The organism is Polaribacter aquimarinus (assembly GCF_003129485.1).
GTDB classification, from domain to species: domain Bacteria; phylum Bacteroidota; class Bacteroidia; order Flavobacteriales; family Flavobacteriaceae; genus Polaribacter; species Polaribacter aquimarinus.
This window is the reverse complement of the sequence record NZ_QFFG01000003.1, coordinates 483,591-510,354: the sequence shown is the minus strand read 5'-3', so window position 1 is coordinate 510,354 and position 26,764 is coordinate 483,591. Positions and strand designations below refer to the sequence as shown.

General features: G+C 29.3%; 26 protein-coding genes. 15 read left to right on the top strand and 11 right to left on the bottom strand.

Annotated features, from left to right (window positions below; translation table 11 throughout):
• Positions 1 to 180: 180 nt before the first annotated feature.
• From porU to DIS07_RS09525, 7 genes are all read left to right on the top strand, one after another.
• Positions 181 to 3,579, top strand: coding sequence for a type IX secretion system sortase PorU (gene porU, locus DIS07_RS09555; protein ID WP_109405006.1), 3,399 nt, complete (start codon positions 181 to 183; stop codon positions 3,577 to 3,579).
• Positions 3,580 to 3,618: 39 nt separating this feature from the next.
• Positions 3,619 to 4,791, top strand: a complete 1,173-nt coding sequence (porV, locus tag DIS07_RS09550) for a type IX secretion system outer membrane channel protein PorV (RefSeq protein ID WP_109405005.1) — start codon at positions 3,619 to 3,621, stop codon at positions 4,789 to 4,791.
• Between the two features lie 79 nt (positions 4,792 to 4,870).
• Positions 4,871 to 5,353 (top strand): cytidine deaminase, encoded by a 483-nt coding sequence (gene cdd, locus DIS07_RS09545; protein ID WP_109405004.1) that lies wholly within the window; start codon positions 4,871 to 4,873, stop codon positions 5,351 to 5,353.
• Positions 5,354 to 5,737, top strand: a complete 384-nt coding sequence (locus DIS07_RS09540; RefSeq protein ID WP_109405003.1) for a group III truncated hemoglobin — start codon at positions 5,354 to 5,356, stop codon at positions 5,735 to 5,737.
• A gap of 86 nt (positions 5,738 to 5,823) precedes the next feature.
• Entirely contained in the window at positions 5,824 to 6,888 is a 1,065-nt protein-coding gene (locus DIS07_RS09535) for a 3-oxoacyl-ACP synthase III family protein (protein ID WP_109405002.1), read from the top strand.
• A gap of 97 nt (positions 6,889 to 6,985) precedes the next feature.
• Complete coding sequence (gene guaA, locus DIS07_RS09530; protein WP_109405001.1) at positions 6,986 to 8,521, top strand: glutamine-hydrolyzing GMP synthase; 1,536 nt, start codon at positions 6,986 to 6,988, stop codon at positions 8,519 to 8,521.
• On the top strand, positions 8,512 to 10,140 hold the full coding sequence (locus DIS07_RS09525; protein ID WP_109405000.1) for a LysM peptidoglycan-binding domain-containing protein: 1,629 nt from the start codon (positions 8,512 to 8,514) through the stop codon (positions 10,138 to 10,140). Before guaA ends, DIS07_RS09525 begins: the two co-directional genes overlap by 10 nt.
• Before the next feature lie 74 nt (positions 10,141 to 10,214).
• Here DIS07_RS09525 and DIS07_RS09520 read toward each other — a convergent pair whose 3' ends face one another.
• From DIS07_RS09520 to DIS07_RS09500, 5 genes are all read right to left on the bottom strand, one after another.
• Positions 10,215 to 10,730 (bottom strand): hypothetical protein, encoded by a 516-nt coding sequence (locus tag DIS07_RS09520; RefSeq protein ID WP_109404999.1) that lies wholly within the window; start codon positions 10,728 to 10,730, stop codon positions 10,215 to 10,217.
• A gap of 103 nt (positions 10,731 to 10,833) precedes the next feature.
• Positions 10,834 to 13,980, bottom strand: coding sequence for a cytochrome c biogenesis protein CcsA (gene ccsA / locus DIS07_RS09515; RefSeq protein WP_109404998.1), 3,147 nt, complete (start codon positions 13,978 to 13,980; stop codon positions 10,834 to 10,836).
• 125 nt (positions 13,981 to 14,105) lie between these two features.
• The gene (locus DIS07_RS09510; RefSeq protein ID WP_109404997.1) at positions 14,106 to 15,014 is read right to left on the bottom strand and encodes a DUF5777 family beta-barrel protein; all 909 of its coding nucleotides are present in this window, start codon (positions 15,012 to 15,014) and stop codon (positions 14,106 to 14,108) included.
• Positions 15,004 to 15,549 (bottom strand): YceI family protein, encoded by a 546-nt coding sequence (locus DIS07_RS09505; RefSeq protein WP_109404996.1) that lies wholly within the window; start codon positions 15,547 to 15,549, stop codon positions 15,004 to 15,006. The genes DIS07_RS09510 and DIS07_RS09505 overlap by 11 nt, the downstream gene beginning before the upstream one ends.
• Positions 15,542 to 15,979: an OB-fold protein gene (locus DIS07_RS09500; protein ID WP_353938889.1), complete on the bottom strand. Its 438-nt coding sequence runs from the start codon at positions 15,977 to 15,979 to the stop codon at positions 15,542 to 15,544. Before DIS07_RS09500 ends, DIS07_RS09505 begins: the two co-directional genes overlap by 8 nt.
• A 137-nt stretch (positions 15,980 to 16,116) precedes the next feature.
• Between DIS07_RS09500 and DIS07_RS09495 the strand changes: the two genes are divergently transcribed.
• The 6 genes from DIS07_RS09495 to DIS07_RS09470 all read left to right on the top strand — a co-directional run bounded on the left by DIS07_RS09495 (position 16,117) and on the right by DIS07_RS09470 (position 20,099).
• The gene (locus DIS07_RS09495) at positions 16,117 to 17,214 is read left to right on the top strand and encodes a LytR/AlgR family response regulator transcription factor (RefSeq protein WP_109404994.1); all 1,098 of its coding nucleotides are present in this window, start codon (positions 16,117 to 16,119) and stop codon (positions 17,212 to 17,214) included.
• A 138-nt stretch (positions 17,215 to 17,352) separates the two neighbouring features.
• Positions 17,353 to 17,718, top strand: coding sequence for a c-type cytochrome (locus DIS07_RS09490; protein WP_109404993.1), 366 nt, complete (start codon positions 17,353 to 17,355; stop codon positions 17,716 to 17,718).
• An 11-nt stretch (positions 17,719 to 17,729) separates the two neighbouring features.
• A complete protein-coding gene (locus DIS07_RS09485; RefSeq protein ID WP_109404992.1) occupies positions 17,730 to 18,146 on the top strand; it encodes an OB-fold protein in 417 nt (138 codons plus the stop codon).
• Positions 18,147 to 18,157: 11 nt separating this feature from the next.
• On the top strand, positions 18,158 to 18,706 hold the full coding sequence (locus tag DIS07_RS09480; protein ID WP_109404991.1) for a YceI family protein: 549 nt from the start codon (positions 18,158 to 18,160) through the stop codon (positions 18,704 to 18,706).
• A 3-nt stretch (positions 18,707 to 18,709) separates the two neighbouring features.
• Entirely contained in the window at positions 18,710 to 19,570 is an 861-nt protein-coding gene (locus DIS07_RS09475; protein ID WP_109404990.1) for a DUF5777 family beta-barrel protein, read from the top strand.
• Between the two features lie 106 nt (positions 19,571 to 19,676).
• A complete protein-coding gene (locus DIS07_RS09470; protein ID WP_109404989.1) occupies positions 19,677 to 20,099 on the top strand; it encodes a thioesterase family protein in 423 nt (140 codons plus the stop codon).
• Positions 20,100 to 20,110: 11 nt separating this feature from the next.
• Here DIS07_RS09470 and DIS07_RS09465 read toward each other — a convergent pair whose 3' ends face one another.
• Complete coding sequence (locus tag DIS07_RS09465; protein WP_109404988.1) at positions 20,111 to 20,629, bottom strand: hypothetical protein; 519 nt, start codon at positions 20,627 to 20,629, stop codon at positions 20,111 to 20,113.
• A complete protein-coding gene (locus tag DIS07_RS09460) occupies positions 20,630 to 21,184 on the bottom strand; it encodes an acyl-CoA thioesterase (RefSeq protein ID WP_109404987.1) in 555 nt (184 codons plus the stop codon). It abuts the gene before it with no gap.
• A 237-nt stretch (positions 21,185 to 21,421) separates the two neighbouring features.
• Here DIS07_RS09460 and DIS07_RS09455 point away from each other — a divergent pair, with 237 nt between their 5' ends.
• Together DIS07_RS09455 and DIS07_RS09450 are read left to right on the top strand one after the other, a co-directional pair.
• Positions 21,422 to 22,219, top strand: a complete 798-nt coding sequence (locus DIS07_RS09455) for a choice-of-anchor V domain-containing protein (RefSeq protein WP_109404986.1) — start codon at positions 21,422 to 21,424, stop codon at positions 22,217 to 22,219.
• Positions 22,220 to 22,318: 99 nt separating this feature from the next.
• On the top strand, positions 22,319 to 23,494 hold the full coding sequence (locus DIS07_RS09450; RefSeq protein WP_109404985.1) for a GlmU family protein: 1,176 nt from the start codon (positions 22,319 to 22,321) through the stop codon (positions 23,492 to 23,494).
• 102 nt (positions 23,495 to 23,596) lie between these two features.
• Here DIS07_RS09450 and DIS07_RS09445 read toward each other — a convergent pair whose 3' ends face one another.
• The 4 genes from DIS07_RS09445 to DIS07_RS09430 are packed head-to-tail and all read right to left on the bottom strand — an operon-like array spanning position 23,597 to position 26,502.
• Positions 23,597 to 24,334, bottom strand: coding sequence for a head GIN domain-containing protein (locus DIS07_RS09445; RefSeq protein ID WP_109404984.1), 738 nt, complete (start codon positions 24,332 to 24,334; stop codon positions 23,597 to 23,599).
• Positions 24,335 to 24,358: 24 nt separating this feature from the next.
• Positions 24,359 to 25,438 (bottom strand): hypothetical protein, encoded by a 1,080-nt coding sequence (locus tag DIS07_RS09440; protein WP_109404983.1) that lies wholly within the window; start codon positions 25,436 to 25,438, stop codon positions 24,359 to 24,361.
• Positions 25,422 to 25,946 (bottom strand): hypothetical protein, encoded by a 525-nt coding sequence (locus DIS07_RS09435; RefSeq protein ID WP_109404982.1) that lies wholly within the window; start codon positions 25,944 to 25,946, stop codon positions 25,422 to 25,424. The genes DIS07_RS09440 and DIS07_RS09435 overlap by 17 nt, the downstream gene beginning before the upstream one ends.
• A complete protein-coding gene (locus DIS07_RS09430) occupies positions 25,936 to 26,502 on the bottom strand; it encodes an RNA polymerase sigma factor (RefSeq protein ID WP_181374577.1) in 567 nt (188 codons plus the stop codon). The genes DIS07_RS09435 and DIS07_RS09430 overlap by 11 nt, the downstream gene beginning before the upstream one ends.
• Positions 26,503 to 26,764: the final 262 nt, after the last annotated feature.

Sequence of the window (26,764 nt, the reverse complement as noted above, 5' to 3'; positions counted from 1 at the left end):
GGGTTTTAATTATAGCGATGCAATTTACAATAATTATACTTTCGAGCAAGTAAAATGTAAATTTTAACGCCTCATTTTTTCAATACATCTAATTTAACGAAATCTTTTTATATTTAGTATAATTTATATCTTTTTACATTAAAATATCTTGAAATAATTTGCGTTATTTGAATACGATTTATGAAAAGATATTTTTTAACATTACTCTTTGGTTTCTTTTGTCAGTTTTTTTCTGCTCAAACAATTAATTCTGTATTAGAAAAAGGAGATTGGTTTAAATTCTCTGTAGATACAACTGGTGTTTTTAAGATTGATAGATCTTTTTTACAACAATTAGGTATTTCAACAAACGGACTCAACCCCAAAAAAATTCATATTTATGGTAATGGAGGTCAGTTGTTACCAGTTTTAAATAGTGATTTTAGATACGATGATTTACAAGAAAATGCAATTTATATTGAAGGTGAAGATGATGGCGTTTTTAACAATAACGATTTTATTTTATTTTATGCAAAAGGGCCTCATGATTGGGAAATAGATGCTTCAAATAAATCTGCAAGACATAGACAAAATATCTATTCTGATAAAGGTTATTATTTTATTACTGTAAATAATACTGATGGTAAAAGAATTCAATCAGCTACAGAAGTTACCGCTAATTCACAAAGTATTATTACAACTTTTGATGATTTTACATTTATAGAAAAAGAGGAAAGAAATTTACAAGCTGCAGGCACGCAATGGTTTTACAATACAGATTTGAATGTAGAAAACACTCAAAATTTTAAAATTCCTTTTCCAAATGCAGTAAGTGGAGAAAATATTACTGTAAGATTAAGAGGTGTGTCCAATTCTGTAACATCTACAACTTTAGAGGTTAAAGTAAATGGGCAAGATCTTTACACGTTAAATTTCTTTGGAGTAAATCCAATTTCTTTAACAAAAGCATCTACAGCAGAAAGAACGGGTAAAATAACAAATTCCGCAAATGTAATCGATGTAACAATTTCTTATGATAACGCAGGAAACCCTTCTGCAAATGCTTTTTTAGATTTTATCGAAATTTTAGGAAAAAAGCAACTATTAGCAGACAGAAGTCAATTCTCTTTTAGAAGTTTTGAACAGTTTAATGCATCTGGTATCGTAGAGTATCAGATAGAAAATGCATCAAATGTAAATATGATTTGGGATGTTTCTGATTATATAAACCCTAAGAAAATAACTAACCAAAGTACTGGAACTACATTTAACTTTAAAGAAAAAGGAGGTATTTTAAAAGAGTATATTGTTATTGGCCCAAATGATTTTTATATCCCAGAAATCATTGAAAATGGTAAAATTCCAAATCAAAATCTTCACAGTATTAAAGATATCAATTACTTAGTTATTACCTCCTCAGAATTATCAACTCAAGCAAAAAGATTGGCAGACTATCATCAAACTAACTCTAATTTATCGACTAAAGTTGTATTTGTAGAAGATATTTATAACGAATTTTCTTCTGGTTCTAAGGACATAACAGGAATAAGAGATTTTATTAAGTATATATATGATACGAATTCATCAGCTGATAAAAAACTTAAATATGTTTGTTTTTTTGGCGACTCAACATTCGATTATAAAGATAGAATCCCAGGAAATAATAATATAGTACCTGTAAAATTAGCATTCAATAGTTTTAATCTTGCAGATTCGTATGTAACTGATGATTTTTTTGTGATGTTAGATGACAAAGAAGGTAATATGTTTAGTAACCATACTATAGATGTGGCTTCGAGTAGAATACCTGTGTCTACAAATTCACAAGCTAAAGATGTAGTAGATAAAATATTATCTTATTACAGTGCGAATTCGCTTGGAGATTGGAGGAATACAATTACAATGTTAGCTGATGATATTGATGTAACTGGAGAAGAGATATTACAACAAGGGGTTGAGACAATATCTGATGAGATTAGAGCTAAAGCACCAATTTTTAATGTAAATAAAATATACATTGATTCTTATGTGCAACAAAATGCATCTGGAGGAGAGCGTTATCCAGAAGTTAATAAAGCGATTACCAATGCTATCGAAAAAGGAACATTAATCTTTGATTATTTTGGACATGGAGGAGAAGATGGTTTTGCATCAGAAAGAATTTTGGAAAAACCTCAAATACAGTCTTTTAACAACTCAAATACATTACCTTTACTAATAACAGTTACATGCGATTTTTCTCGTTTCGATAACCCGAATAGAGTTACAGCAGGTGAATTAACACTTTGGAACAAACAAGGTGGAGCAGCAAGTATGATTACTACTACAAGAGAGGTTTATATTACAGTAGGTCAGCGTTTTAACCAAGAATTGGTTAGGATTTTACTCGAGTTTAATGGTGAGGATTTATCTATAGCAGAAGCTTTGGTAAAAACTAAAAATAATTCTTCAAGTGCACAGAAATTTTTTATTTATCATTTTGGAGATCCGGCCATGAAATTAGCAATACCAAAAGCTAATGTAAAGATTACCAAAATGAATGGTAAAGATTTTGTACCTAAAAAAGTCGATACTTTAAAAGCATTATCTAAAGTAAGTTTCGAAGGGGTTATAGTAGATGGTTCTGATACTATTTTAACTGATTTTAATGGTTCTTTATCAACAACTGTTTTTGATAAAACAATAGATAAAACAACTTTAGATAATGATGGTTTTGGTATAAAAATGATTTTTGATACTCAAGATAGCAAGTTGTTTCGAGGGAAATCTTCCATAGAAAATGGAACTTTTAAATTTGATTTTATAGTGCCAAAAGATATTAAAGTGGCTTTTGGAGAAGGTAAATTAAGTTTTTATGCAGAAAACGGAGTTACCGATAAAGCAGGATTCAATTTTGATATTGTAGTAGGTGGAATAAATAGAAATGCACCTGAAGATACTATTGGTCCAGAAATTCAGTTGTTTATGAATGATGAATCTTTTATAGATGGAGGCAATACCAACACATCTCCTAATTTAATAGCTGTTCTTAGTGATTCTAGTGGAATTAATACTTCTATAACAGCTGTAGATCATGATATTGTGGGTATTTTAGACGGAGATACAAGTAACCCAATTGTTTTAAATGATTTTTATCAAACCGAATTAAATGATTTTTCTAAAGGCAAAGTTACTTTCAAATTAAGAGATTTAGAGGTTGGCCCACATACATTAAAAATAAAAGCTTGGGATACTTACAATAATTCATCAGAGTCGACGTTAAATTTCGTGGTTGTAAGTGATGATATCTTAAATATAGAAAATGTATTAAATTATCCTAACCCATTTATAAATTACACTGAGTTTTGGTTTAATCATAATAAACCTAATGAGACTCTCGAGGTGCAGATACAAGTTTTTACAGTTTCAGGAAAATTGGTAAAAACTATCAATCAGAACGTGCAAACCACAGGTAATTTAGTCAGAAGTATTAACTGGAATGGTTTAGATGATTTTGGGAATAAAATTGGTAAAGGGGTTTATATATATAAATTAAGAGTAAAGTCAACAATTAGTAATTTAGTTTCAGAGAAGTACGAAAAATTAGTAATACTTCAATAAAAATTAGATATTTGTAAATAAATAAGAATAAAAAATCAGATGAATAAAATAGTACTATGTTTTTTAACATGTGTCTTTGCGTTAAGTAATGTAACTAAAGCACAAACCAGAGGAGGAATAACAACAGCTGCTCCATTTTTATTAATTGTTCCAGATGCTAGAGCAGGTGGTATGGGAGACATGGGAGTAGCCACTACGGCAGATGCATTTTCACTTTTTCATAACCCAGCTAAAATGACATTTAGTGATAGACAGATTAAAACAGGTATTACCTATTCACCATGGTTACGTAACTTAACGGATGATATTTTTATAGGAAGTGCCTCTTATATGAATAGATTTAGCGAAAATGCAGCTTGGGGAGCCGAATTTAGGTACTTTTCGTTAGGTCAAATAGATTTAACTGATAACTCTGGAAACCCTAATGGATCTATAAATCCAAATGAACTAGTTTTTACAGGTTCTTACGCTTTAAAATTAAGTGAAACTTTCTCAATGGGTGTAGGGTTAAAATATTTAAGATCTAATTTAGCATTTAATGGAACCTCAGGAAATACGCTACAACCAATTAATTCTTTTGCAGTTGATGTTTCTGGATACTACCAATCTTTTGAAGAAAATTACGGTAATTTTAATGGTAGATATAGATTAGGGTTTAGTATTACTAATTTAGGTCCAAAAGTATCTTATAATCCAGGTAATTCTGAAGACGATTTTATACCTACAAACTTAAAATTAGGAGGTGGTTTTGATTTTATATTAGATGATTATAACACAATTTCAACAACAATTGAATTTACAAAGTTGTTGGTACCAACTCCACCAATTAGAGACATTAATGATGCAGACGGAGATGGAGATACAGATGAAGTTTTAGAAGGTAAAGACGATAATGTAGGTTGGATAAGTGGTGTTTTTCAGTCGTTTGGAGATGCTCCAGGTGGATTTAGTGAAGAACTACAAGAATTTACATATGCATTAGGTGCTGAGTATATTTATAATAATGCATTTGCTTTAAGAGCAGGTTATTTTCATGAAAGCCAAAACAAAGGGAATAGACAATACTTTACTTTAGGTGGAGGTTTTAAAACAAATGCTCTTAATATAGATTTATCTTATTTAATAAACTCATCTGATGTAAACAATCCATTGGAAAATTCGTTGCGTTTTTCATTGTCATTTGATTTAGGTGAAGTTTTTGATGATTATTAGAGAAGTCATAATTTTTTAGTAAGTTTATAAAAATATAAAAGCAGTCTAACAAGGCTGCTTTTTTTGACCAACATATTTTATGAGAAAAATTGAAATTTCAAGTTCCGCAATTGTTTATAATGATATTTCAGAGCTAGACTCAGAAGATAAAAAGTTAATGAAAAACGCAAATCTAGCTAGAGAAAATGCATATGCGCCCTATTCTAAATTTAGTGTCGGTGCTGCTTTGTTATTAGAGAATGGAGAGGTTGTATTAGGGAGTAACCAAGAAAATGCTGCTTATCCTTCGGGAATGTGTGCAGAAAGAGTAGCTGTATGGAAAGCAAGTTCAACATTTCCTGGAGTAAAAATTAAAAAACTAGCAATTAGCGCAAGTTCAACTATTACTAAAGTTGATAAACCTGTTGGTCCTTGCGGTGCGTGCAGGCAAACTTTATCTGAGTTTGAAATCAATCAAAAAGAACCTTTTTCAGTCATTTTTATGGGAGAAACAGGAGAGGTTGTAAAAACCGAATCTTTACTTTCTTTGTTGCCTTTTTCATTTGATAGCAAATATTTATAGATGAAACCAGATATTTCTTCAAGACAAGATATTAAATATATTATCACTAGTTTTTACGATTTATTATTAGCAGATAAGAAAATGATTCCTTTTTTTGTAGATATTGTCACACAAAATCATTTGGAAGAACACATAGAAATTATCACAGATTTTTGGAATGATATTTTGTTTGATACGAATACTTATTCTAATAATGTTATGCAAAAGCACTTAGATAAAAATGTTTTTGTAAAATTTAAAAAAGAACATTTTTCCATTTGGGTGTCGTATTTATTTCAAACAATAGATTCTAATTTTTTCGGAGAAAAAGCACATAATATGAAGAATAGAGCAAGATCTATTGCAACTGTTATGGAATTAAAAATGGGACTTTATCGAAAATAAAGCTATTGAGTTTCATTGTTTTTCAATTTTAATAATAATAAAAAAAAATGTAACGAGTATTTTTAAGATGCATAAAAAGTAACTCGATGATTTCATCTAAAATAACAGGAACAGGAACTTTCATTCCATCAATTAAAAAAGAAAATAATGATTTTTTAAATAATGATTTTTTAAAAGAAGATGGATCTATTTTTTCATCAGATAATGATATTATCATTTCTAAGTTTAAGGATATCACAGGAATAGATGAAAGACGTTATGCAAAATCTGAATTTACCACTTCAGATTTGGCATTTTTTGCCGCTCAAAAAGCTATTGAAGATGCATGTGTTAATCCAGAAGAATTAGACTATATCATTTTAGCACATAATTTTGGAGATGTTAAAAAAGGAACAATCCAAGGTGATACATTACCAAGTTTAGCTACAAGAGTAAAATACAAATTAGGTATTCAAAACCCTAATTGTGTTGCTTATGATGTTTTATTTGGTTGTCCTGGTTGGGTAGAAGGAGTTATTCAAGCACAAGCTTTTATTAAAGCAGGAATGGCAAAAAAGTGTTTGGTTATTGGCGCAGAAACATTGTCTAGAGTTGTAGATAAATACGATAGAGATTCTATGATTTACAGTGACGGTGCAGGAGCATGTATTGTTGAAGAAACATTAGAAAGTGATTCAGGAATACTAAGTTATGCTTCACAAACTTGGGCAAAAGATGAGGCTTATTATTTATTTTTTGGACCATCTTATAAAGCATCAGAGCATATGGATACTCGTTATATAAAGATGTATGGAAGAAAAATTTATGAGTTTGCAATAACTAATGTTCCTAAAGCTATGAAATCTGCGTTAGATAAAAGTGGATTTTCTATCGATGTTGTAAAAAAAATATTCATCCATCAAGCCAATGAGAAAATGGATGAAGCCATCATTAAACGTTTTTATAGACTTTATAAAAAACCTATTCCCGAAGGCATTATGCCAATGAGTATTCATAAATTAGGAAATAGCTCTGTAGCTACAGTGCCAACTTTGTTAGATTTAGTTTTAAAAGGTAAAATAGAAAATCAAGAAGTAAATAATGGAGATGTTATTATCTTAGCATCTGTGGGAGCAGGAATGAACATTAATGCAATCGTGTATAAGTTTTAGTTTATACGAATTCTTCATTGTTTTTGACGAATACTAAATCATCAAAAAAATCTAACTTCTTCTATCGTAAATCTAATTCAAAATATTATTTTTGCGCATGCAACAACACAACGTACTTATTTTAGATTTCGGTTCGCAATACACTCAGTTAATTGCGAGAAGAGTAAGAGAATTAAACATTTATTGTGAAATTCATCCGTATAACCACCCTCCAAAAAATCAATCAGAATTTAAAGCAGTTATCTTATCAGGTAGTCCAAATTCGGTAAGAGGAGAAAATGTTTTACATCCTGATTTATCAGAAATTAGAGGAAAAAAACCGGTTTTGGCAGTTTGTTATGGAGCTCAGTATTTAGCTCATTTTTCTGGCGGACAAGTAGCGCCATCTAACACCAGAGAATATGGTAGAGCTAATTTATCATATATAAAAAGTGATGAAATTTTCTTTGAAAACATTTCTGAAGGAAGTCAGGTTTGGATGAGTCACTCTGATACTATAAAAGAATTACCAACCAACGCAAAATTATTAGCAAGTACAAAAGATGTTGAAAATGCAGCGTATAAAATTGAAGGAGAAGAGACTTTTGCCATACAATTTCATCCAGAAGTTTACCATTCTAAAGATGGAAAACAATTGTTAGAAAACTTTTTAGTTAAAATTGCTGGAATTGCACAAACTTGGACACCAGATTCATTTGTAGAAAGTACTGTGGCTTCGATTCGAGAAACTGTTGGAGGTGATAAAGTCGTTTTAGGTCTTTCAGGAGGAGTAGATTCATCCGTAGCGGCTGTTTTATTGCATAAAGCAATTGGAAAAAACCTATATTGTATTTTTGTAAATAATGGACTTTTACGTAAAAATGAGTTCGAAACTGTATTGGCTAGATACGAAGGAATGGGATTAAATGTTAAAGGTGTAGATGCCTCGGTACGTTTTTTGAAAGCATTAGAAGGAGTTACCGAACCTGAGAAAAAAAGAAAGGCAATTGGTAATGCTTTTATCGAAGTTTTTGATGATGAAGCACATAAAATTACTGATGTAACTTGGTTAGCTCAAGGAACAATTTATCCAGATGTAATTGAGTCAGTTTCTGTAAACGGCGGGCCATCAGCAACGATTAAAAGTCATCATAATGTAGGAGGTTTACCAGATTTTATGAAATTAAAAATTGTAGAACCTTTAAAAATGATTTTTAAAGATGAAGTAAGAAGAGTAGGAGCTTCTATGGGAATAGATCCTGAGTTGTTAGGTCGCCATCCTTTTCCTGGTCCAGGTTTAGGAATTCGTATATTAGGGGAAGTTACTGCTGAGAAAGTTCGTATTTTACAGGAAGTAGACGCAGTATTTATTAATGGGTTAAAAGAAGACGGATTGTATGATCGAGTTTGGCAAGCAGGTGCTATGTTACTACCCGTTGATTCGGTAGGAGTGATGGGAGATGAAAGAACTTATGAAAAAGTAGTTGCCCTAAGAGCGGTAGAAAGTACAGATGGAATGACTGCAGATTGGGTGAATTTACCTTACGAGTTTTTGCAAAAAACATCTAATAAAATAATAAACAATGTAAAAGGTGTAAATAGAGTTGTGTATGATATTAGCTCTAAACCACCTGCAACGATAGAATGGGAATAGAATATATGAAACATTTACAATTTTTTGTTTTTCTGTGTATTTTAACTTTTGCTGTTTCTTGTGGACAGCAAAAAAAATACATTCAATACAAGGTAAAAGAAGGAGAAACAATGCGAATTATAGCCAAGAAATTGGATATGAAGACCAAAGATTTACTCAGATTAAACCCAAATGTAAATAGAAGACCAGAGGCAAATACTATAATTGTAATACCTAATAAAAAAATTAAAAGTGATATAGATGTTAAAAAGGATGATACTATTAATGAAGTAAAAAAAGAGGGTTCTAAAAAGATTGATGAAATTAAAGAAGATAAAGATAAAGCCTTTAAAGAACTCAAAAAGAATTTTTTAGTTTATGAAGTAAAAAAAGGAGATACATTTTATAGTTTGACTCGCTTTTATAATGTTTCTCAAAATGATTTAATTTCTTTAAATCCTGAATTGTCTAATGGTTTAAAAACAGGTCAAATTATAAAAATAAAACCTATTGAAAAAGAAGGAGACATCGACTTAAATCTAAATATTTATGAAGATGTGATTCAAGAAAATATTACTTTAAAAGTAGCTTTATTATTACCATTTAAAACTAATGAAAACGATACTATTGAAGCATCTAAGCTTTTTACAAAAAGTAGATTGGCAAATATTGTAACAGATTTTTATTTAGGTGCTGAAGTGGCTATTGATTCATTAAGAAAACAAGGAGTTAAAATAGAATTAAACGTTTTTGATACTCAAAGAAATGGAACGAAAATAAAAACAATTTTAGAGGAAAATGATCTAAATAAAAATGATGTTATTATTGGTCCTTTGTATTCTGAAGAAATTGTTATGGTAACCAACAAAATTGATATTCCTGTTGTATTTCCAGTATATTCAAAAAATCAGTCCAAATTTTCATCATCAAAAATTGTTAAAACATCTCCAGAGAAAAATGTTTTTAAAGAAGAGTTAATTACTTTTATAAAGGATAGTATTACAAAACAAAATATTATCCTAGTAGGTGATGGAAAATCACCATCAAATAATGCAGTAAACACTATAAAAAAATCTTTAGAGAGTCATGATTCTATTACTAATGTTTATTTAGTAAAACCTAAAGAGGGTTATATACCAAGAAATAGGTTTACTGATGTTTTTAAACCAGATGTATCTAATTGGGTTGTACTGGCAACAGATAATAATGTAATTATTTCTGATGCAATAAATAGTGTAAATAGTTTATCGGATTCTCTAAGTATGCGAGTATTTTCTTATAACAAGAATAGAGCTTACGATAAAATTGATAACTTAAAATTAGCACGAATTAATTTTACATATGTTAGTGATGAATATGTTGATGAAGAGTCTCCAATTACAAAGGTATTTAACAAACAGTATCTAAATAAGAATATGGTATTACCTTCTGATTATGCTACAAAAGGATTTGATATTACGTATGATATATTAATAAGGTTGGCTTCTGGTAAAAAGTTAAAATCGACATTTAAAAGCGGAGCATCTTATAGAGTAGAAAGCAAGTTTGATTATCAAACCAAGCTTTTTGGAATAACAGAAAATAAAGGCTTGTTTATAGTGAAATATAATAAAGATTTGAGTTTAACAAGACTCAAGTAAACTTAATAGTATTCAATTAAAAAATCCGCTTTATTTAGCGGATTTTTTATTGAATTTAAAAACAAAACAAGAGATTATATTTTTTTCATCTGTTGTTTCATCATTTGCATTTGTTCTTTTAACATTCCGTGTTTGTCTAACTTTTTAGCTTCAGCCATTAAATTAGTAGCTTCACGTTTACGTCTTTTGGTCATAGCAATTCCTGCCAATTGTAATTTAGCCATTGCTAAATCGTGATCCATAGCTAAACCTAATTTTACAGCTTTACGTAAAAATTTTTCAGCTTGTGTAATATTTGTTTGACTCAACATTATACCGTGTAAGTAATTAAAATACCCTTGTTGTTTTATTGTTAAAGCTGCTTCAGGGTTTTTAATGTAACTCAACCATTTTTTAGTACCTTCAAAATTTTGCTTTCTTAATTGTAAAAAAGCCAATAAAATAAATTCATTTTTAAAATAAAATAACACAAAAATTCCTGCAAGTAATAAGATAGAAATTCCGTTCATAATATTTCCTTGGCTAAATTGATATACAGACCAAGCAGTAATTAAAACTGCGATTACTAATTTTATATTTTTATGAAACATAAAGTTGTTTTTCTTTTAAATTGAAGTGCAAAAATACATTTTATTGCTAAATTTTGCTGCCACTTCGGGTAAAATTTCTTGAATTAGATTTTTTTTAGAGAAATTACTTTTTATAAAATTTTCTATATTTTAAAAAAGCTAAAGTTCCTAAAATAACAACAAAACCTAATGAATAATAAACTGAACTTGGAGTAATTACTCTATCGCCACTTGCATAAGAATGCAATCCTGATAAGTAGAAATTGACACCGAAATATGTCATCATAATGGATGCATATGCGACTATAGACCATAGGTTAAAAGTAAACTTACCTCGAAAACCAGGAATTAAACGCATGTGTAATACAAAAGCATAGACCATAATTGACACTAGTGCCCAAGTTTCTTTAGGGTCCCAACCCCAATATCTACCCCAACTTTCATTAGCCCACATTCCACCCAAGAAATTTCCAATAGTTAACATTACCAAACCAACAGTTAAAGCCATTTCATTAATAATAGTAATTTCTTTAATATTAATATCCATTTTCTTTTTATTGTATTTATTCGTAAAAGCCATTAAAAATAAAGCAAAAACTCCTAGAATCATTCCTAAAGAAAAAGGGCCATAACTAGCTACTATAATAGATACGTGTACTAATAACCACCAAGAATTTAAAACGGGTTGTAAGTTAGCTATTTCTGGATCTAACCAATTTTGATGTGCAAAAGCTAAAATAATAGCTGTTAAAAAAGTAGTTGCTGTAATGGTGAGCGATGATTTTCTTCCGAAAAATAAACCAAATAGCATAGTTGCCCAAGCAACATATATAATAGATTCATAGGCATTACTCCATGGCGCGTTTCCACTAATATACCATCTAGCTCCTAAACTTAGTGTATGTAAAACAAATAAAGAAACTACCCCACCAATTAAAATTTTTACCAAAACATTTACCCATTTTTTAGTATTAAAAATTTGAATAAACACAAATATGATTAATAACATACTTAAGTAACCATAATATTTGGCTAACTTTTGGAAAGGTTGAATCTTATTATACGAAATTTCTAATTCGATTTGTTTTTCCATAGGATAAACATCTGCACCAAATTTCTTTTGAAATTTTTTAATTCCATCTAAAATCTGATTTGCTTTAGTGTAATCTCCTGTTTTTTTTGCTTCTTGCAAAAATTGAATATAAACAGGTAAGGATTGACGTACAAATACAGAATCTGTAGCTTTAAAACCAGCGGTATAAGTTTCAGGTTGAGAAACCCATTTGTTATTCTCATCATTTGGAATGGGGTAAATACGTAAAATTCCCCCTCCAATAGCACTGTATAATAATCCTACACGTCTATCAATTTTAATTAAATCTTTTTCAAATTTGTTTTGTACATTTTTTTTCTGAGCTTCAGCAACTTGTTCTTTAATTTTATAAGCACCTCTTGGGGTAATAAAATCTGACAAACGGGCATATTTTGCTGTATCTGCAATACCAATAGATTGCCTTATTTTGCTGTTTCCTTTTTCTAAATAAATAACTGGAATTTCAAACCAAAGTCTTGGGTTTTCTATTATCGATAACAAAACCTGACTTGGTTGCATTCCGTTAAAGGTTTCTGTCTGACTCACTTTTCTAACCAATTCAGAAGCAAAAGTATGTGCTGGTTTCATACGTCCACCTGCATCTTGAATTACTAATTTATTAAAACTTTCAGCATGATTAACATCTACTAAACTAGCTTGTAAAATAGAATCAATTTGTTGGTACGTTACTTGTTTGGGTTGATGGGTTTCATGTTGCCCAAAACTAAAAGTTGATAAGAATAGAGCTGAAACCATAGACATTGCAGCTTTTTTCTTTCTAATTTTTTTTAAACCATTTTTTAAATCATCAAAACGAGTGTTTTTAGCAAAAAGAATACAGATTAAACCTGTGTATAATAGAGAATAACCTAGATATGTTAAAAAGGTTCCCCAAAAATCATGATTTACTGATAAATGAGTTTCTTCTCTTTCTCCGGATAAATCATAACTCGATTGAAAGAATTTATAACCGTTATGATCTAGAATATGATTCATATAAATGCGATAATCAAAAGTTTCTTTTGGGTCTATTACAGTTACTTCACTGGCATAGGAAGCAGCACTTTCTGAACCAGGATATTTTTCTAGCTGAAAATCGTTTAACTTAACAGAAAATGGAGTTTCTAAAATCTTTGAACCATATAACATTCTAAAATTTAAACCAGCAACCGAAACTTCTTTAGAACCTTGAGAATTAAATTTACCGCCAGTTAATTCAACTCTTTTGGTTTCATTCTTACTATTTATATCTACGACTATGACATCTAGTTTATTATCATTTTTTGGACCACTAACGGTTTTCATAACGCCTTTTTCAGCTGGTCTTGGAATAACAAATTGTAATCCCGCAATATTGTGTAAGGTTAGGAACTGAAAATTTTGAATGGAATCTTTTGTGATTTTTCCTCTTTTTTGGTCAGCCATTCTTAACCAATCTCCACTTTCTTTAGCGATAATTTTTAGATTATCATCTTGTTTTATAAAATTGATTGATGCATTATTGTCTGTTGCTTCAAAACCTACTAAAACCCCATGAATGTTTTGAATAGTTCCTTTTTTTAGCCAATGTTCATGGCGAGAGCCCTCTGAGGATTCTACCAAAAATAAATGTTCAACTCCATTTTTATCAGCTACTAATTTCTTTTCTGCCCATGGAATATAATCTACCAATTTTAGAGAGAACTTCTGTCTTTTATCATCTGATATTTTAAAATTATCTGCATAAGACCATGAATTTTTTCCCCATGCAGATAGAAGTAAAGGTTCGTTGATTTCTGGTTTTTGCATTTTTCCATTGTCAACAATTACATTTAAATAAGTGGTTTCAGATAGGAATTTATTTGTAGTTTGTCCTTCTTCGATAAGCATAATCCCTTCGTACCCTAAATAGCGTGTAACGCCAGCACCAACAAGAATTAATAGAAAAGCAGCGTGAAACATTAATACAGCCCATTTTTCTTTTTTGTACAATCTGTATCTAAAAATGTTTCCAAAGAAATTTATAACAAAAAACACCATAATCAATTCAAACCACCATGCATTGTAAACTAAAGCCTTAGACGTTTGTGTGCCAAAATCGTTTTCTATAAATGTGGCTACACCCATTGCTGTTGCAAATAGAATAAATAGAATGGCCATTAAACGTGTAGAGTATAGGAGGTTAAGAATATTTTTCATCCGTTTGAAGTGCTTTTTAAAAGAGGTACAAATTTAAGGATAAAAGCATGAAGACTTATTAAACTGTAGTTGTTTTTTCTTGTTAAGAATTGTTAAAAATAAAGGAGTTTAATTGACTCTACTTTTTATTGTAATTTCTTTTTTCTTGTATGCAATATAAAAGTTGCATTTACACCGAAATGTAAATTGGGGTCTTTAAAATTAAAATTATTAGTAGTCTCAGAAATAAAAGTATCTTCTGCATAATTTCTAGCATTTGTAATATGAAACTGTAACATTAAGTCGCTTACTTCCCAATTTAATCCTACCATAAAAGTATTGTAAACATCAAAAGATTTAATTGGATTAGCTACATAGAAATATTCTGAAACAACACTTGAATGTTTTCCTATTTTATGTCTTCCTCCAAAAGCAATTGCAAACTGACTGTTAGGGTTATTATTTATAGAGTTTGCTCCTCTAATAATAAATGTTGGTGCTATTTGTACAGATAATTCTGAAGTCATTTTTCTAGCAACTAAGACTTGAGTTGTGTAAGCGAATTTATTTGAAGAACTTTGATTGCTGTATAAATTTGGATTAGCATTTTTAACTTTTCGATGAGATACACTTTGAAAAAAGGTAATGCTAACAGGCATTTTTTTAGAATTAATTTGCTGTTGATATAATCGAAATTTAAAGTAAGTATCTGTTATTTTATCAAAATTACTGTAACCTGCTCCAAAAGTAAATTTATCTGAAAAAGCGTATTCTAATCCATAACGCGTAGAAACTTTATCAGCTAAAAAACTTTGGCTAGTTGCATTTGGAGTGTCCCAATACCTATTAAATAAAGAAATTTGTAGCGCACCTTTTTTTCGAGTTTCTACAGATTGATTTAATCCAATTCTAGTAGTTTTAAAAGTGGCAATCTCATAAATAGGTTTATTTTTAAATTCTTTGTCTAATTTGTCTAACAAACTTTGCGCATGTGTGGATGATATTAGAAAAGTAAAAGCAATTGATAACAATTGAATGATTCTTTTAAGCTTCATAAGGCTGGTATTGAAATTTAAACTCTATAGAAATAGTTTTTGCAATATTACTCGATAAAATAGGTGGAATTTTAATATCAAAATCTTTGACCAAAACATCAATGTTTCCAGACAATATATAAGTGTTATTCTCTTTAATTATTGTTGTTTTAATACTAACTTCTTTAGAAATTCCATGAATGGTTAATGTACCCTTAATTATTTTAGTTTGATTTGTTGAAACTTCATCAAAATCTATAATTTTTCCTTCAAAGGTTGCTTTTGGGTAAATGTCAGATTCAATATAACTTTCATTAAAATGTTCATACATTAAATCTTTTTTAAATACAAAAGCACGCATTAACATGCTTACCGCAATTTCCTTTTTTTTAATATCTAAAATGCTTAAAACCTGATTGTTTTTGGCTTCGATATTTTCTACTGAAGTGTAAGAAAAGAACGTGATTTGTCCCTGACGTGCTATAAATTCATTTTCTTTTATCTTTGACCCCGTAATAAAGGTAATGAGTAAAAAAATGGTAAAAACTTTATTCATTTGCTTTAAAATCTAAATGACAATTTAATAAGATAACATCTTTTAAAAACCCTTTGCAGATTCCTTTAACTTTAACTTCTTGGTGTTCTTTAAGTTTTTTTACTTTTTTAATCTGACTAGGATGTATATCACAAATAACACCTGATGTTTTATTATTTGAATACAATAGTACTGTATTTCTATTGTTTAAAAAAGTAACTTTTTTTACAAACCCTGTAATTTCAATAATTTTTCCAGTGTATAGATTATTTGAATACTCAGGGTTAACTAAGAAAGAATTTACCAAATCATCAGCATTCAGAGTCATTTCAGAATTTGCAAATTCTAAGTTTTTCTCTTGTGGTGAAAAATAAGACATTACAAAACAATAGATAGTAATAAAAACTAATGTTATTATAAAGGTAATAAGAAGTTTGTTTTTTATTTTCATTCTTAAATCAAAGAAAGGTATTTTTAGTTTTATTAGTAGCATAAAATGAATTAAAAAGGAAAAAATGAATTTAAAGAGGAAAAATTTCACGTAAAAAGAAAAGAATATATAGTATATTTCAGTTTTTTAACCAACTTATGAAAAAAGACAAACTTTACTTTTTAACATTTCTTTCTATTGCCATAATCTTTTTATTTATTGCGGCAATAGCTTCACAATATTTTATTAAAGCCAGTGCAAATCAATTAATAGAGACTCAGGTAGAGTCTAGTAAAAGAGAAGCTAATGAAATTTCTAAGTTAATGGATTTTCAGTTTTCTAAAGGAGTTTCTAAAGAAGAAGTCATTGATAATATTCAAAAGGTTATTTCGAATTCTAATAGTGATACTTGGTTTTTGAGTGTTTTTGATTGGAGCGGGAAAGAAGTGAGTCATCCCGATAAAACGCTAGTTGGACAAAAAGTGAATTCAAATCCTACTTTATTAGCATCTTTAAAAGAAAAAAATAGTTCAGAAGATTTGTATGATGTATTAGTAAATAATAAGTCAGGTTCAGAGCAGAAATCATCAGAAGTTATCCATATTGCTCCTTTAAAAACTACCGATTTAATTGTTGCTGCGCATGTAAACATTAAAAGTATAGCTGCACAAATGAATACTCTGAAAACTAATTTTTATCTCATCTTTTTAATTATGGGGGTTTTAGTGATTGTATTGTCATTTTTTGCTGTTAGAGTTATTGGAAGTGCCTATGAGAAACAATTAGAATTAAAAAATTCTACATTGGCATCTGAGGTGATTAATTTGTCTAAATTAAATACTGATTTGGTTTCTTATAAAGAAAAAGTAGTTGAAGTAGCAGAAGAAAATCCGTCTGAAGAAGGAACTATAGAAAGAGAAAAGCAAAGAATTTTAACTTACGTAAGAAATGAGTTAGTACCTATTCCTATAAAAGATATCGCATATATATACACAGAAAATACAATTACTTATGTAGTTTGTTTTGATGGAAAAAGATCTACATCTAATGCAAGTTTAGATGATATGTATACCAATTTAAATCCTACATTATTTTTTAGAGCAAACAGACAATTTATTATAAGTATTACAGCTATTGATAAAATTATTAAGTATGGAAATAGTCAACTTAAAATATTATTACAATCAAAAACATCTGAAGAAATTATTATAAGTAAAAACAAAGCTGCTGAATTTAAACAATGGTTAAATATGTAATCATTTTTTTAAAATCATTAATTTATTTAAAAGCTTTTTTTCCCTTTTAACCAAATTTATTTCCCTCTCGTAAACCTTATTAGTGTGTAAAACTCTTGTTATCATTTACTTTACGGTATAATCGTAAAACCAACTCAAATGAAACAAAGTTTAAAATTCAGAAAAATACTTTTGTTATTATTTCTAAGCTTTTCGTTAACTTCTTGTTTAAGTAATGTAGAAGAAGAAACGATTGTAGAAGATAATAATGAAGAAAATTCAGACCCTTGTGCCACTATTACATTTTCAAATAGTGTAAAGTTAATTATTGATGCTAATTGTGTTCAATGTCATGGTAACGGAGGTAATTTTCCAAACCTAACCACTTTTAACGGAGTTAAAAATAGTGCAAACATTGTAAAAAGCGTTGTAGCAAGTAGAAGAATGCCTATTGGAAGTTCTTTAGCACAAGACGATATTGACGCAATAGTATGTTGGGTAAACAATGGAGCTTTAAATAATTAAAAGTCAGTATTATGAATAAAAAGAAAATCATTATTGCAATTCTTGTTATTGGAATAGTTGGAGCTCTTGTCGCTTATAAAATGTACAACAAACCTCATGTAAACGTTGCCAAAGTATCTTCAGATATTACACTAACTGCAAATGATATTATAAATGATTTTTCTTCGGATGAAAACAAAGCAAATACTAAGTATCTAGAGAAAATAATTGAAGTTACTGGAGTTGTGTCTGAAGTAAAAATAGAAAATGGAAAAGGGATAATAAGTCTTAAAACAAATCATGATTTTGGAAGTATACTTTGTCATTTATCAGATAAAGAAACTAAAAAAATAAATACTCTAAAAGAAGAACAAGTCATTAAAATAAAAGGAATTTGTACTGGTTATTTAATGGATGTTATTCTTGTAAAATGCGTAATAATTAACTAAAAACTAAAAAAATGAAAATTATATATACATTATTGTTTTGCCTATTATTTATAGGCATTACCAATGCTCAAGATAGATTTTTAACTAAAAATGGTAACATTATTTTTTTCTCTTCTGCTCCAATGGAAGATATTAAAGCAAAAAACAATCAAGTATTAAGTATTGTTGATGCAAGTAACGGAAAAATGGCCATTTCTATTTTAATGAAATCGTTTATGTTCGAAAAAGCCTTGATGCAAGAACATTTTAATGAGAACTATGTTGAGTCTGATAAGTTCCCAAAAGCAACTTTTAAGGGGCAAATTTTAAATTTTGATTCAATGAGTAACATCTCATCAGACGTAAATGTTAAAGGGAATATCAGTATTCATGGAAAAACAAAAGAAGTTACAATTCCTGCAACCATTACTAAGACTGAAAATGGAATAACAATGAAAGGAGAGTTTTTTTTAAAAGTAGCAGATTTTGACATTAAAATTCCTGCCGTAGTTGCCAAAAACATAGCTCAGAAAATTAAAGTTTCTTTTCAATTTAATCATAAACCGTATAAGAAAAAGTAAAAGATGAAAAAGATATTAATCACCATTTTTGTATTATTTTCTAGTATTCAAATATCGTCTCAAGATTTGTTAGATGTTTTAGATAACGAAACTCCAGAAACCGAAAACATTGTATCAGCAACATTTAAGGGAACGAGAATTATTAACGGGCACTCGATTGAAAATAGAAAAGATAAAGAATTAGAGTTTATTATTTCTCATAGATTTGGACGTATAAATTTAGGTTTTGATGAATTGTTTGGTTTAGATCAATCTAACATTCGTTTTGCTTTAGAATATGGATGGACAGACAACTTGACGATTGGTTTTGGTAGAAGTAGCTTTGATAAAACTTACGATAGCTTTTTAAAGTATAGTTTATTAAAACAAAAAATAGGTAAAAATTCTTTTCCTTTCGCAGTTTCTCTTTTTGGAAGTTTAGCACTTAAAACTTTAAAAGATTATCCGCCAACAGATAAAAGAACATTTGCAGAAAGTTTATCTTATGTAGGGCAGGTTTTAATTGCAAGAAAAGTAAGTCCGTCTTTTTCTTTTCAAATTACACCAACATACGTTCATAGAAACATTGTAAAAGTAAATGCAGACCCACATGATATTTTTGCATTAGGATTTGGAACCAGAATAAAATTAAGTAAAAGAGTTTCATTTAATAGCGAATATTACCACACTTTTAATGAGTTAACATCTATTAATGGAAGAAACTCAATGGCTTTTGGAGTGGATATAGAAACAGGGGGGCATGTATTTCAGCTTATTTTATCGAATGCTATCACTATGATAGAAAAAAGTTTTATTACCGAAACAACTGGTAATTTCTTTGGAGGAGATATCCATTTAGGATTTAACATTTCTAGAACTTTTTAGCAAATAATTAAAATGAAATACGAAAAGCAGTATTGTTGTGTTACACTCTCATTATCAAAAAAACACACAACAATCTGCTTTTAATTAATTAAAAAACTTAAAAATTATGTTTCAAAGAACTTATAAAGTAAAGGGTGAAGATGTAAATGATTTTATGGTGATGGAAAATGCAGCTTATTTAAAATACACCTCGAAATTGGTAGAAACTTTTTTATTTGTTAATCATTTTACAAAGCTAAAAATGAATTCGTTAAAAGTGGGTCTACAAAAGAAAAACGACCAAATTCAACAGTATAAATATTTAATGTTTACGCAACCTTTCTTAGTAGAATTAAATTGTAAAGAATTAGGTTTATGTGACCAAAAAATGAAGGTGGAAATCAGCTTTTACAATCAGCAAAAAGAATTGTGTGCACTTGTGACTAGAGAACTTTTTTGGTTCGATTATACAAAATGGGAAACTGTAATTGCACCAAAAACAATTCGTAGGCATTTTATAGAAGAGAAAACGTATAAGAGGGTTAGTTAAAACTTATTAAACTATTTAAAAAGTTTATAAACTGAAGAATCTGTTTTATTTCTACGTTTCATTTTTGTTATAAGAACTTCTATTAATTTATTTTTTAAAGGATGATTTTCTTCAAAACTATCTTTTTCTTTTGAATCAAAAACTATTAAACCCGCATAGTAAAGTTCTTTTGATTCATACCCAGTTGCAATTACGGTAAATAATTCATTATTATTATCTATTAATTTTATGTTGTGCCAAATAATTCTTCTTAACATATAATTTTCTACAGTAGAAATTTTTTTATTCCAAATACCATAATTTTCGTACATCATTTTCATACAATCCATTGCCGATTGAATTTTATAAAAGCGAAGTTGGTTTACAGACAAAGTATCTTTTTTATTAAAAATAGAGACTTCTGTAACAGAGGTGTGCTTTTTCTGATAACGATTTTTACTTGATTTACAAGAATAGTTTGCAAAAAAGAAAATGATAAAAATTAAAAGAAAAAACTTTTTGAAAAAGTAACAGATTTTAAGTTTGATCATTTATTTTTCCTTTAACTCAACCTTAGAATTACTTTGCTCAAGAAGGTGTAAGTATTCTTTAATTTCAAAGGCTTTACCACTAAAACGAGAAGTTCTGTTTCTACCTTCTTTTTGCCTTGTTATACTTCTTGCAAAACGTCTAATTTCGTTTTTATTGGTTAAGATAATTCCGGGAATAGGGGTGCTTTTTCCATTTTCATCTTTAGCAACCATTGTAAAATACGAAGAATTACAATGTTTTATTTCTCCAGTTCTTATGTTTTCAGATTCTACTCGCAAACCTACTACCATAGAAGTTCTTCCGGTATAGTTTATAGAAGCTTTCATTGTAACCAATTCTCCTACTTCAATCGGGTTTAAAAAGTCAACTTTATTTACAGAAGCAGTTACGCAATAATTTCCAGAATGTTTTGAGGCGCAAGCAAATGCAATTTGATCCATTAAATTTAAAATATGACCTCCGTGAATTTTACCACTAAAGTTCGAGTTCGATGGTAGCATTAATTCTGTAATAGTAAGTTGAGATTCTTTAATATGTTTAAATTGGGATTTCATTTTATTTTAATTTTTTAACTCAATATTTTCCTTTTTAAGGGGCATTTTTCCCTTTTAAGTAGATTGTTTTTAGAAACAGCGAATTTATGATTTTATTTACATCATATTAAAAAATATTAAAATTTAATTGTTAAACTTTTAACATAAAAGGCTGAACATTAATAATATTTTTGATGTAATTTTATGAATTAATTTACGACTAAACACTTTTATTCAACTATTTTAAATATCATTATTATGAAAAAAAACTACTTTTTTAAATTTATTTTATTATTAATTCCAGTCGTAGCATTAACTTTAATGTCAAATGCAGGAGGAAGACAAAATCAACTATCAGGCTCACCTGGAGATAATAATCAAACTTGTGCCCAGTGTCATTCTGGGGGTAATTTTGGTGTTTCACCAACCATACAAATTGATATTCCAGCTACAGGTTACGAACTAAACAAAGAGTATAATGTAACCGTTATGGGAGGAGCTGCTCCAAAACATGGTTTTCAAATTACTGCAGAAAGTACCAATAACAATGCTAAAGTAGGTACTTTTATTGCTGATGCAAATGCTAAAACAAAAGTTTTTAACAATAATAAATCTCTAACTCATACAATTGCGAGTACTTCCTTAAACGAAAGTTCTTGGACTTTTAAATGGAGATCGCCAGACACAAATGTTGGAGCAATTAAATTTTATACCGCTATGGTAGCTGCTAACGGAACTGGAAGTTCTGGTGGAGACCAAGTAGCAACTACTTCAACAGATTCATTTGCAAAATCTACATTAAGTATCTCAGCGGAAAAACGTTTAGATTTTGATATGTATCCAAATCCAGCATCAGATGACTTAAACATCCAATTGCCAAACATTTCGAGTAAAGCTACAGTTCAGTTTTATGATTATGTTGGTAGATTAGCATTATCTAAAACTATTTCTACTTCTAAAGAAAAAGTAAATGTTTCTACTTTAACCTCTGGAGTTTATATTGTAAAGGTAGTTTCTGATGATAAGATTGGTAGTCAAAAATTTATAAAAAAATGATAAACTATTTTAGTTTACACAAACCGAAGGTATTTATTGCTTTCGGTTTTTTTTATGCACTTTTTAAAGTAAATTTGCATTACTTCTAAAAAAGAAAAAATGAATTATATTCTATTTGATGGTGATGTTCGAAATGCATTGTTACCATTTACCTACACAAAACCCGTTGCAGATTTAAGAATTGGAATTTTAACCATTAGAGAAAAGTGGGAAAAACAACTTGGCTTAACAACAACTACCATAACAGAAGAGTATTTAGAAGAGAAGTTTCCAATGGTAGAAATGGATGAAAATGTATTAATTAATGCTTCATTTTGTCCAACAAAAACTTTAGTAGAAAAAGTAAAAAACCTTAAAGAAAATGAAGCTATTTTTAAAGGAGAAGATGTTATTGCTTTTTTTACAACAAATTCTCAAGAAGAAGTAAATTTTGGAGAGTATACTCAAATTGAGTTTGAAGAAGAGCTTATTCAAGTTAAAAATACTTGGGATATTTTCTCTTTAAATGATAAAGCTATTCAGCAAGATTTTGATGTTTTAACAGAAGGAAGAAAATCGCAACCAATTCCAAAAGGCATTCAGAGTGTTAATAAAGGAAATATTTTTATTGAAGAAGGAGCAAAATTAACCTTTGCAACTTTAAATGCTTCTAAAGGTCCAATTTATATAGGTAGAGATGCAGAAGTTATGGAGGGGTGTGTTGTTAGAGGTCCATTGGCAATGTGCGAGCATTCTGTATTAAAGTTGAGCGCAAAAATTTATGGAGCAACAACTTTAGGCCCTTATTGTAAAGTTGGTGGTGAAGTTAATAATGCTGTGTTAATGGGGTATTCTAATAAAGGGCATGATGGTTTTTTAGGGAATTCTGTGATTGGAGAATGGTGTAACTTAGGGGCAGATACCAATAACTCTAATTTAAAAAATAATTATGCAGAAGTAAAACTTTGGGATTATCAGTCTGGTCGCTTTGCAAAAACTGGTTTACAGTTTTGTGGTTTAATGATGGGTGATCACTCTAAATGTGGTATAAATACAATGTTTAATACTGGAACAGTAGTGGGCGTTTCGGCCAATATTTTTGGTAGTGGTTTTCCTAGAAACTTTGTACCCTCTTTTAGTTGGGGAGGTAGCTCTGGTTTTACAGAATACAAAACCAATAAAGTATTTGAAGTTGCAGATGTAGTTATGAAACGTAGAGGTTTAACTTTTGATGAACAAGAACAAAAAATTTTAGAACACGTTTTTGAAGAAACTGCGAAATACCGAAATTATTAATTTATTGAGAACTAGAAATACAAATAAAAAGCCACAAAATGAATTTCATTTTGTGGCTTTTTATTGAAGCTATATATCTAATAATTTAGTAATCCAATTTTTTTAATTTCTATCAATAATATCGCCAGAACCAACAGACTTGCTATCGATGTGAGTTGGGTTTCCTTTGTAGTAAACACTTCCAGAACCCACTAATTTTGCTTTAATTTTAGATTTTACTGTTGTTTTTACGCTACCAGAACCAGCTACTTTTACGTTAATTTCATCAGTTTTTAGTTCATAAGCTCTAATACTACCAGACCCAGCTATCGAACAAGTAAATTCATTGGAGCGCCCTTCTAAGTTAATATTTCCAGAACCACCAATAGAAGCTTTAACATTATCTGCATCAACTTTTAAGGTAATATCTCCTGATCCACCTAAATTAGTGCTAAACCTATCAGTTTTTATCAATGTATTACTGGTTATTTTTCCAGAACCACCAAGGCTAACCCCTTCAATATCTTTAAAAGGTACCGTTACGGTTAATCTTCTAGTAGTTCTAATGTTAGTGTTTTTTTTGTATTTAATTTTTAAAGTGCCGCCAGAAGAAACTTCAGTTTCTATATAAGGAATAATGTTTTCTTCTCCTTCAATTTTTAGTTTTCCTTCTTTTCCTTTTACTAAGATTACATCGAAAGAACCTCCAACAGAAATTTCATTGTAATCTGATGTTGATCTACTAACAGTAACTACATTTCCGTTACCTTTAATTTTTTTACTATTCCCCCACCAATCTTGAGCATTTACTGCAAATGTTAAGGATATAATTAAGCTTGTTAAAAGTATTTTTTTATTCATGATTTGTATTTTAGTTGATGAATTTTAGTTTTCTTTGATACTTACACCGCCATATTGCGATTTAATTCTAATTTTAGAATTGGTATTTCCTTTTCCATATTTTCCTTGGTAATATTTTTTAGTAGATTTAGAAATGCTTTTAAAAAATTCCATTTTATCATTGTTTCTGCTAAAACCAGCATATTGTAAGTCGATTTCAAAATTAAAAACTGCATTTGGATCTATCCCTATTCTTATACCGGCATATTGCCCATCAATATCAACACTTTGAAAACCTCTGGCTAAATTTTTAACGCTTAAAGAACCATAATCGGTATCTATATTTAGGTTTTTTTTGATAGTTCCAAAACGCATGGATGCATAATCAGAATTTCCTTGAACATTATCAGCAGCATCAATAGAAATAGAACCATAATCAGCATTAAAATCAACATTTTGAACTTCTCCTAGTTTTACACCAGAGTAATCAGCATTTACTTTTACACTTTCAGTTTTATCGATGGTAATTTTAGAATAATCAACATTTAAACTTCCACTTTTCATAAAGGCAATAGATGAAGTAGAACAGTAATCTAGGTTGATGTTATTATTAGAAGCCGTTAAATCTCCAACAGAAATTTTACCATAATCGCAATTAATATCTGCTTTCCCATCCAAATCACCTAAATAGATATTTCCGTAATCGTTGTCTAAATCTACAGCATTTGATTTTGGCATTTTTACAACGTAATTAATTTTGTAATTGATATTTCTGCTTTTTTTCCACCAAGACCAACTACTTTTATTCTTTTCGAAAATGGTTTCTGCTTCTACAAGCGATTTTGTAGCGTTAAACATTACATCTATGCTAGATAATCTATCTTCTACGGCATCCAAATCATTTCCTTTTACAGTAATAGTAACTTCAATTTCAACTTTATTTTTGTTCCAAGTAGTAATATTTAGATTTCCGTATCTATTATTTAATGCAACTTTTGCATCAGCATTTACAGAAAATTCTTTTTTAATTACTCTATTTTTTTCGTGCTTCTTTTTAATAGGATTTGCACTAGCTATTAAAGGTAGTAATAGCAATACCAATGTAATTTTATATATAGACTTCATTGTTTAAAAGGTTAGGGTTTTTTATTTGTTCAATTTGTTTTAAGGTGTTTTCTAAAATGTCTAAACGTTGCTGATAATTTTTAATCATCATGTTTATAATTTTTCTTTGCTTTCCGTTTTTAGTCAATTCTTTTACAAAATAAGTGTACTCATCTTCTAATTCTTCTAATTGGTCTAAAGCATTTTCGATGATAGTTTCGGTATCTAAATTTCTATTTTTCTCTAAGGTTTTTAATTCTTGATTAATCGTAGATACAAAGTAGGTTTGTACTTCTTGCATTTTTGGCGAAATGTCTGCTAATTGAATCTGTTTTTTCTGATGATTGCTGCCTAACCAAAATCCGAAGATTAAAACAATAGATGCCGCCACAGATAGCCATTTCCATGAAGTTTTTGCACTTTGTTTAGGTTGATTCAATTTGCGCTCAAATCGTTCTAAATGCCCAGAAAGTGGTTCTTGAAAATCGAATTCGTTTTCAGAAAAAAATTGATGTAATTTATCTTCCATATGCTTGTGTTTGTATATTTTTTGCAAGTAAAACTTGCTTTAATTTCTTTTTTGCTCTAGATACTGTGGTTCTTACATTTTCGTTAGTGTAATCTAAAATTTCTGCAATTTCCTCGTAATCATAACCTTCTATGAGATGTAGGTTTAAAACCATTCTATAATTGTCTTTTAAATTTTGCAAACATGCTAATACTCTATTAGCTTTTAAACCAGAATAATCTATCGTTTCTTCTATTATTTCTTCATTAGGAATCACTTCCATTTTAACTTCATTGTAACGGTTGTTTTTCTTTAATTGTGTTAAACTTTTATTGATAACTATTCTTTTTAACCAAGCTCCAAAAGTAACTTCTCCTTTATAGGTACTCATTTTTGTAAAAACCGTTAAGAACGCTTCTTGCATAATGTCTTCGGCTTCAAAACCATCTTTTAAAATACGGTAAGCAGTGTTATACATGGCTTTGTAATAAGCTTTGTATAGGTCTAACTGCGCATTTTTATCCGACTTTTTGCAGCGTTCTATAAGGTTGGTTATATGTGGTTGATTAGCTTCCAATAAAACGTTTCTATAGTATAGACAAATCTGTTTACAATTTGTGACAGTTTATAGAAATAAAAGTAACTTTTTTTATTGGGAGTTGAGAATTATGTAGTTTTTTATTGAATTCGCTAACTTTTTTATGTATGAAAAGTTACTTTTTAAAAGTACGGCTATTTTCCGAAGGAAAATAGAAGAACTTTAGAAAAGCATAAACTTTTGATTAACCTAAAAATAAGCAATTTTTTACACACGTCTTAAGTTTAGTATTTCGTTGTTT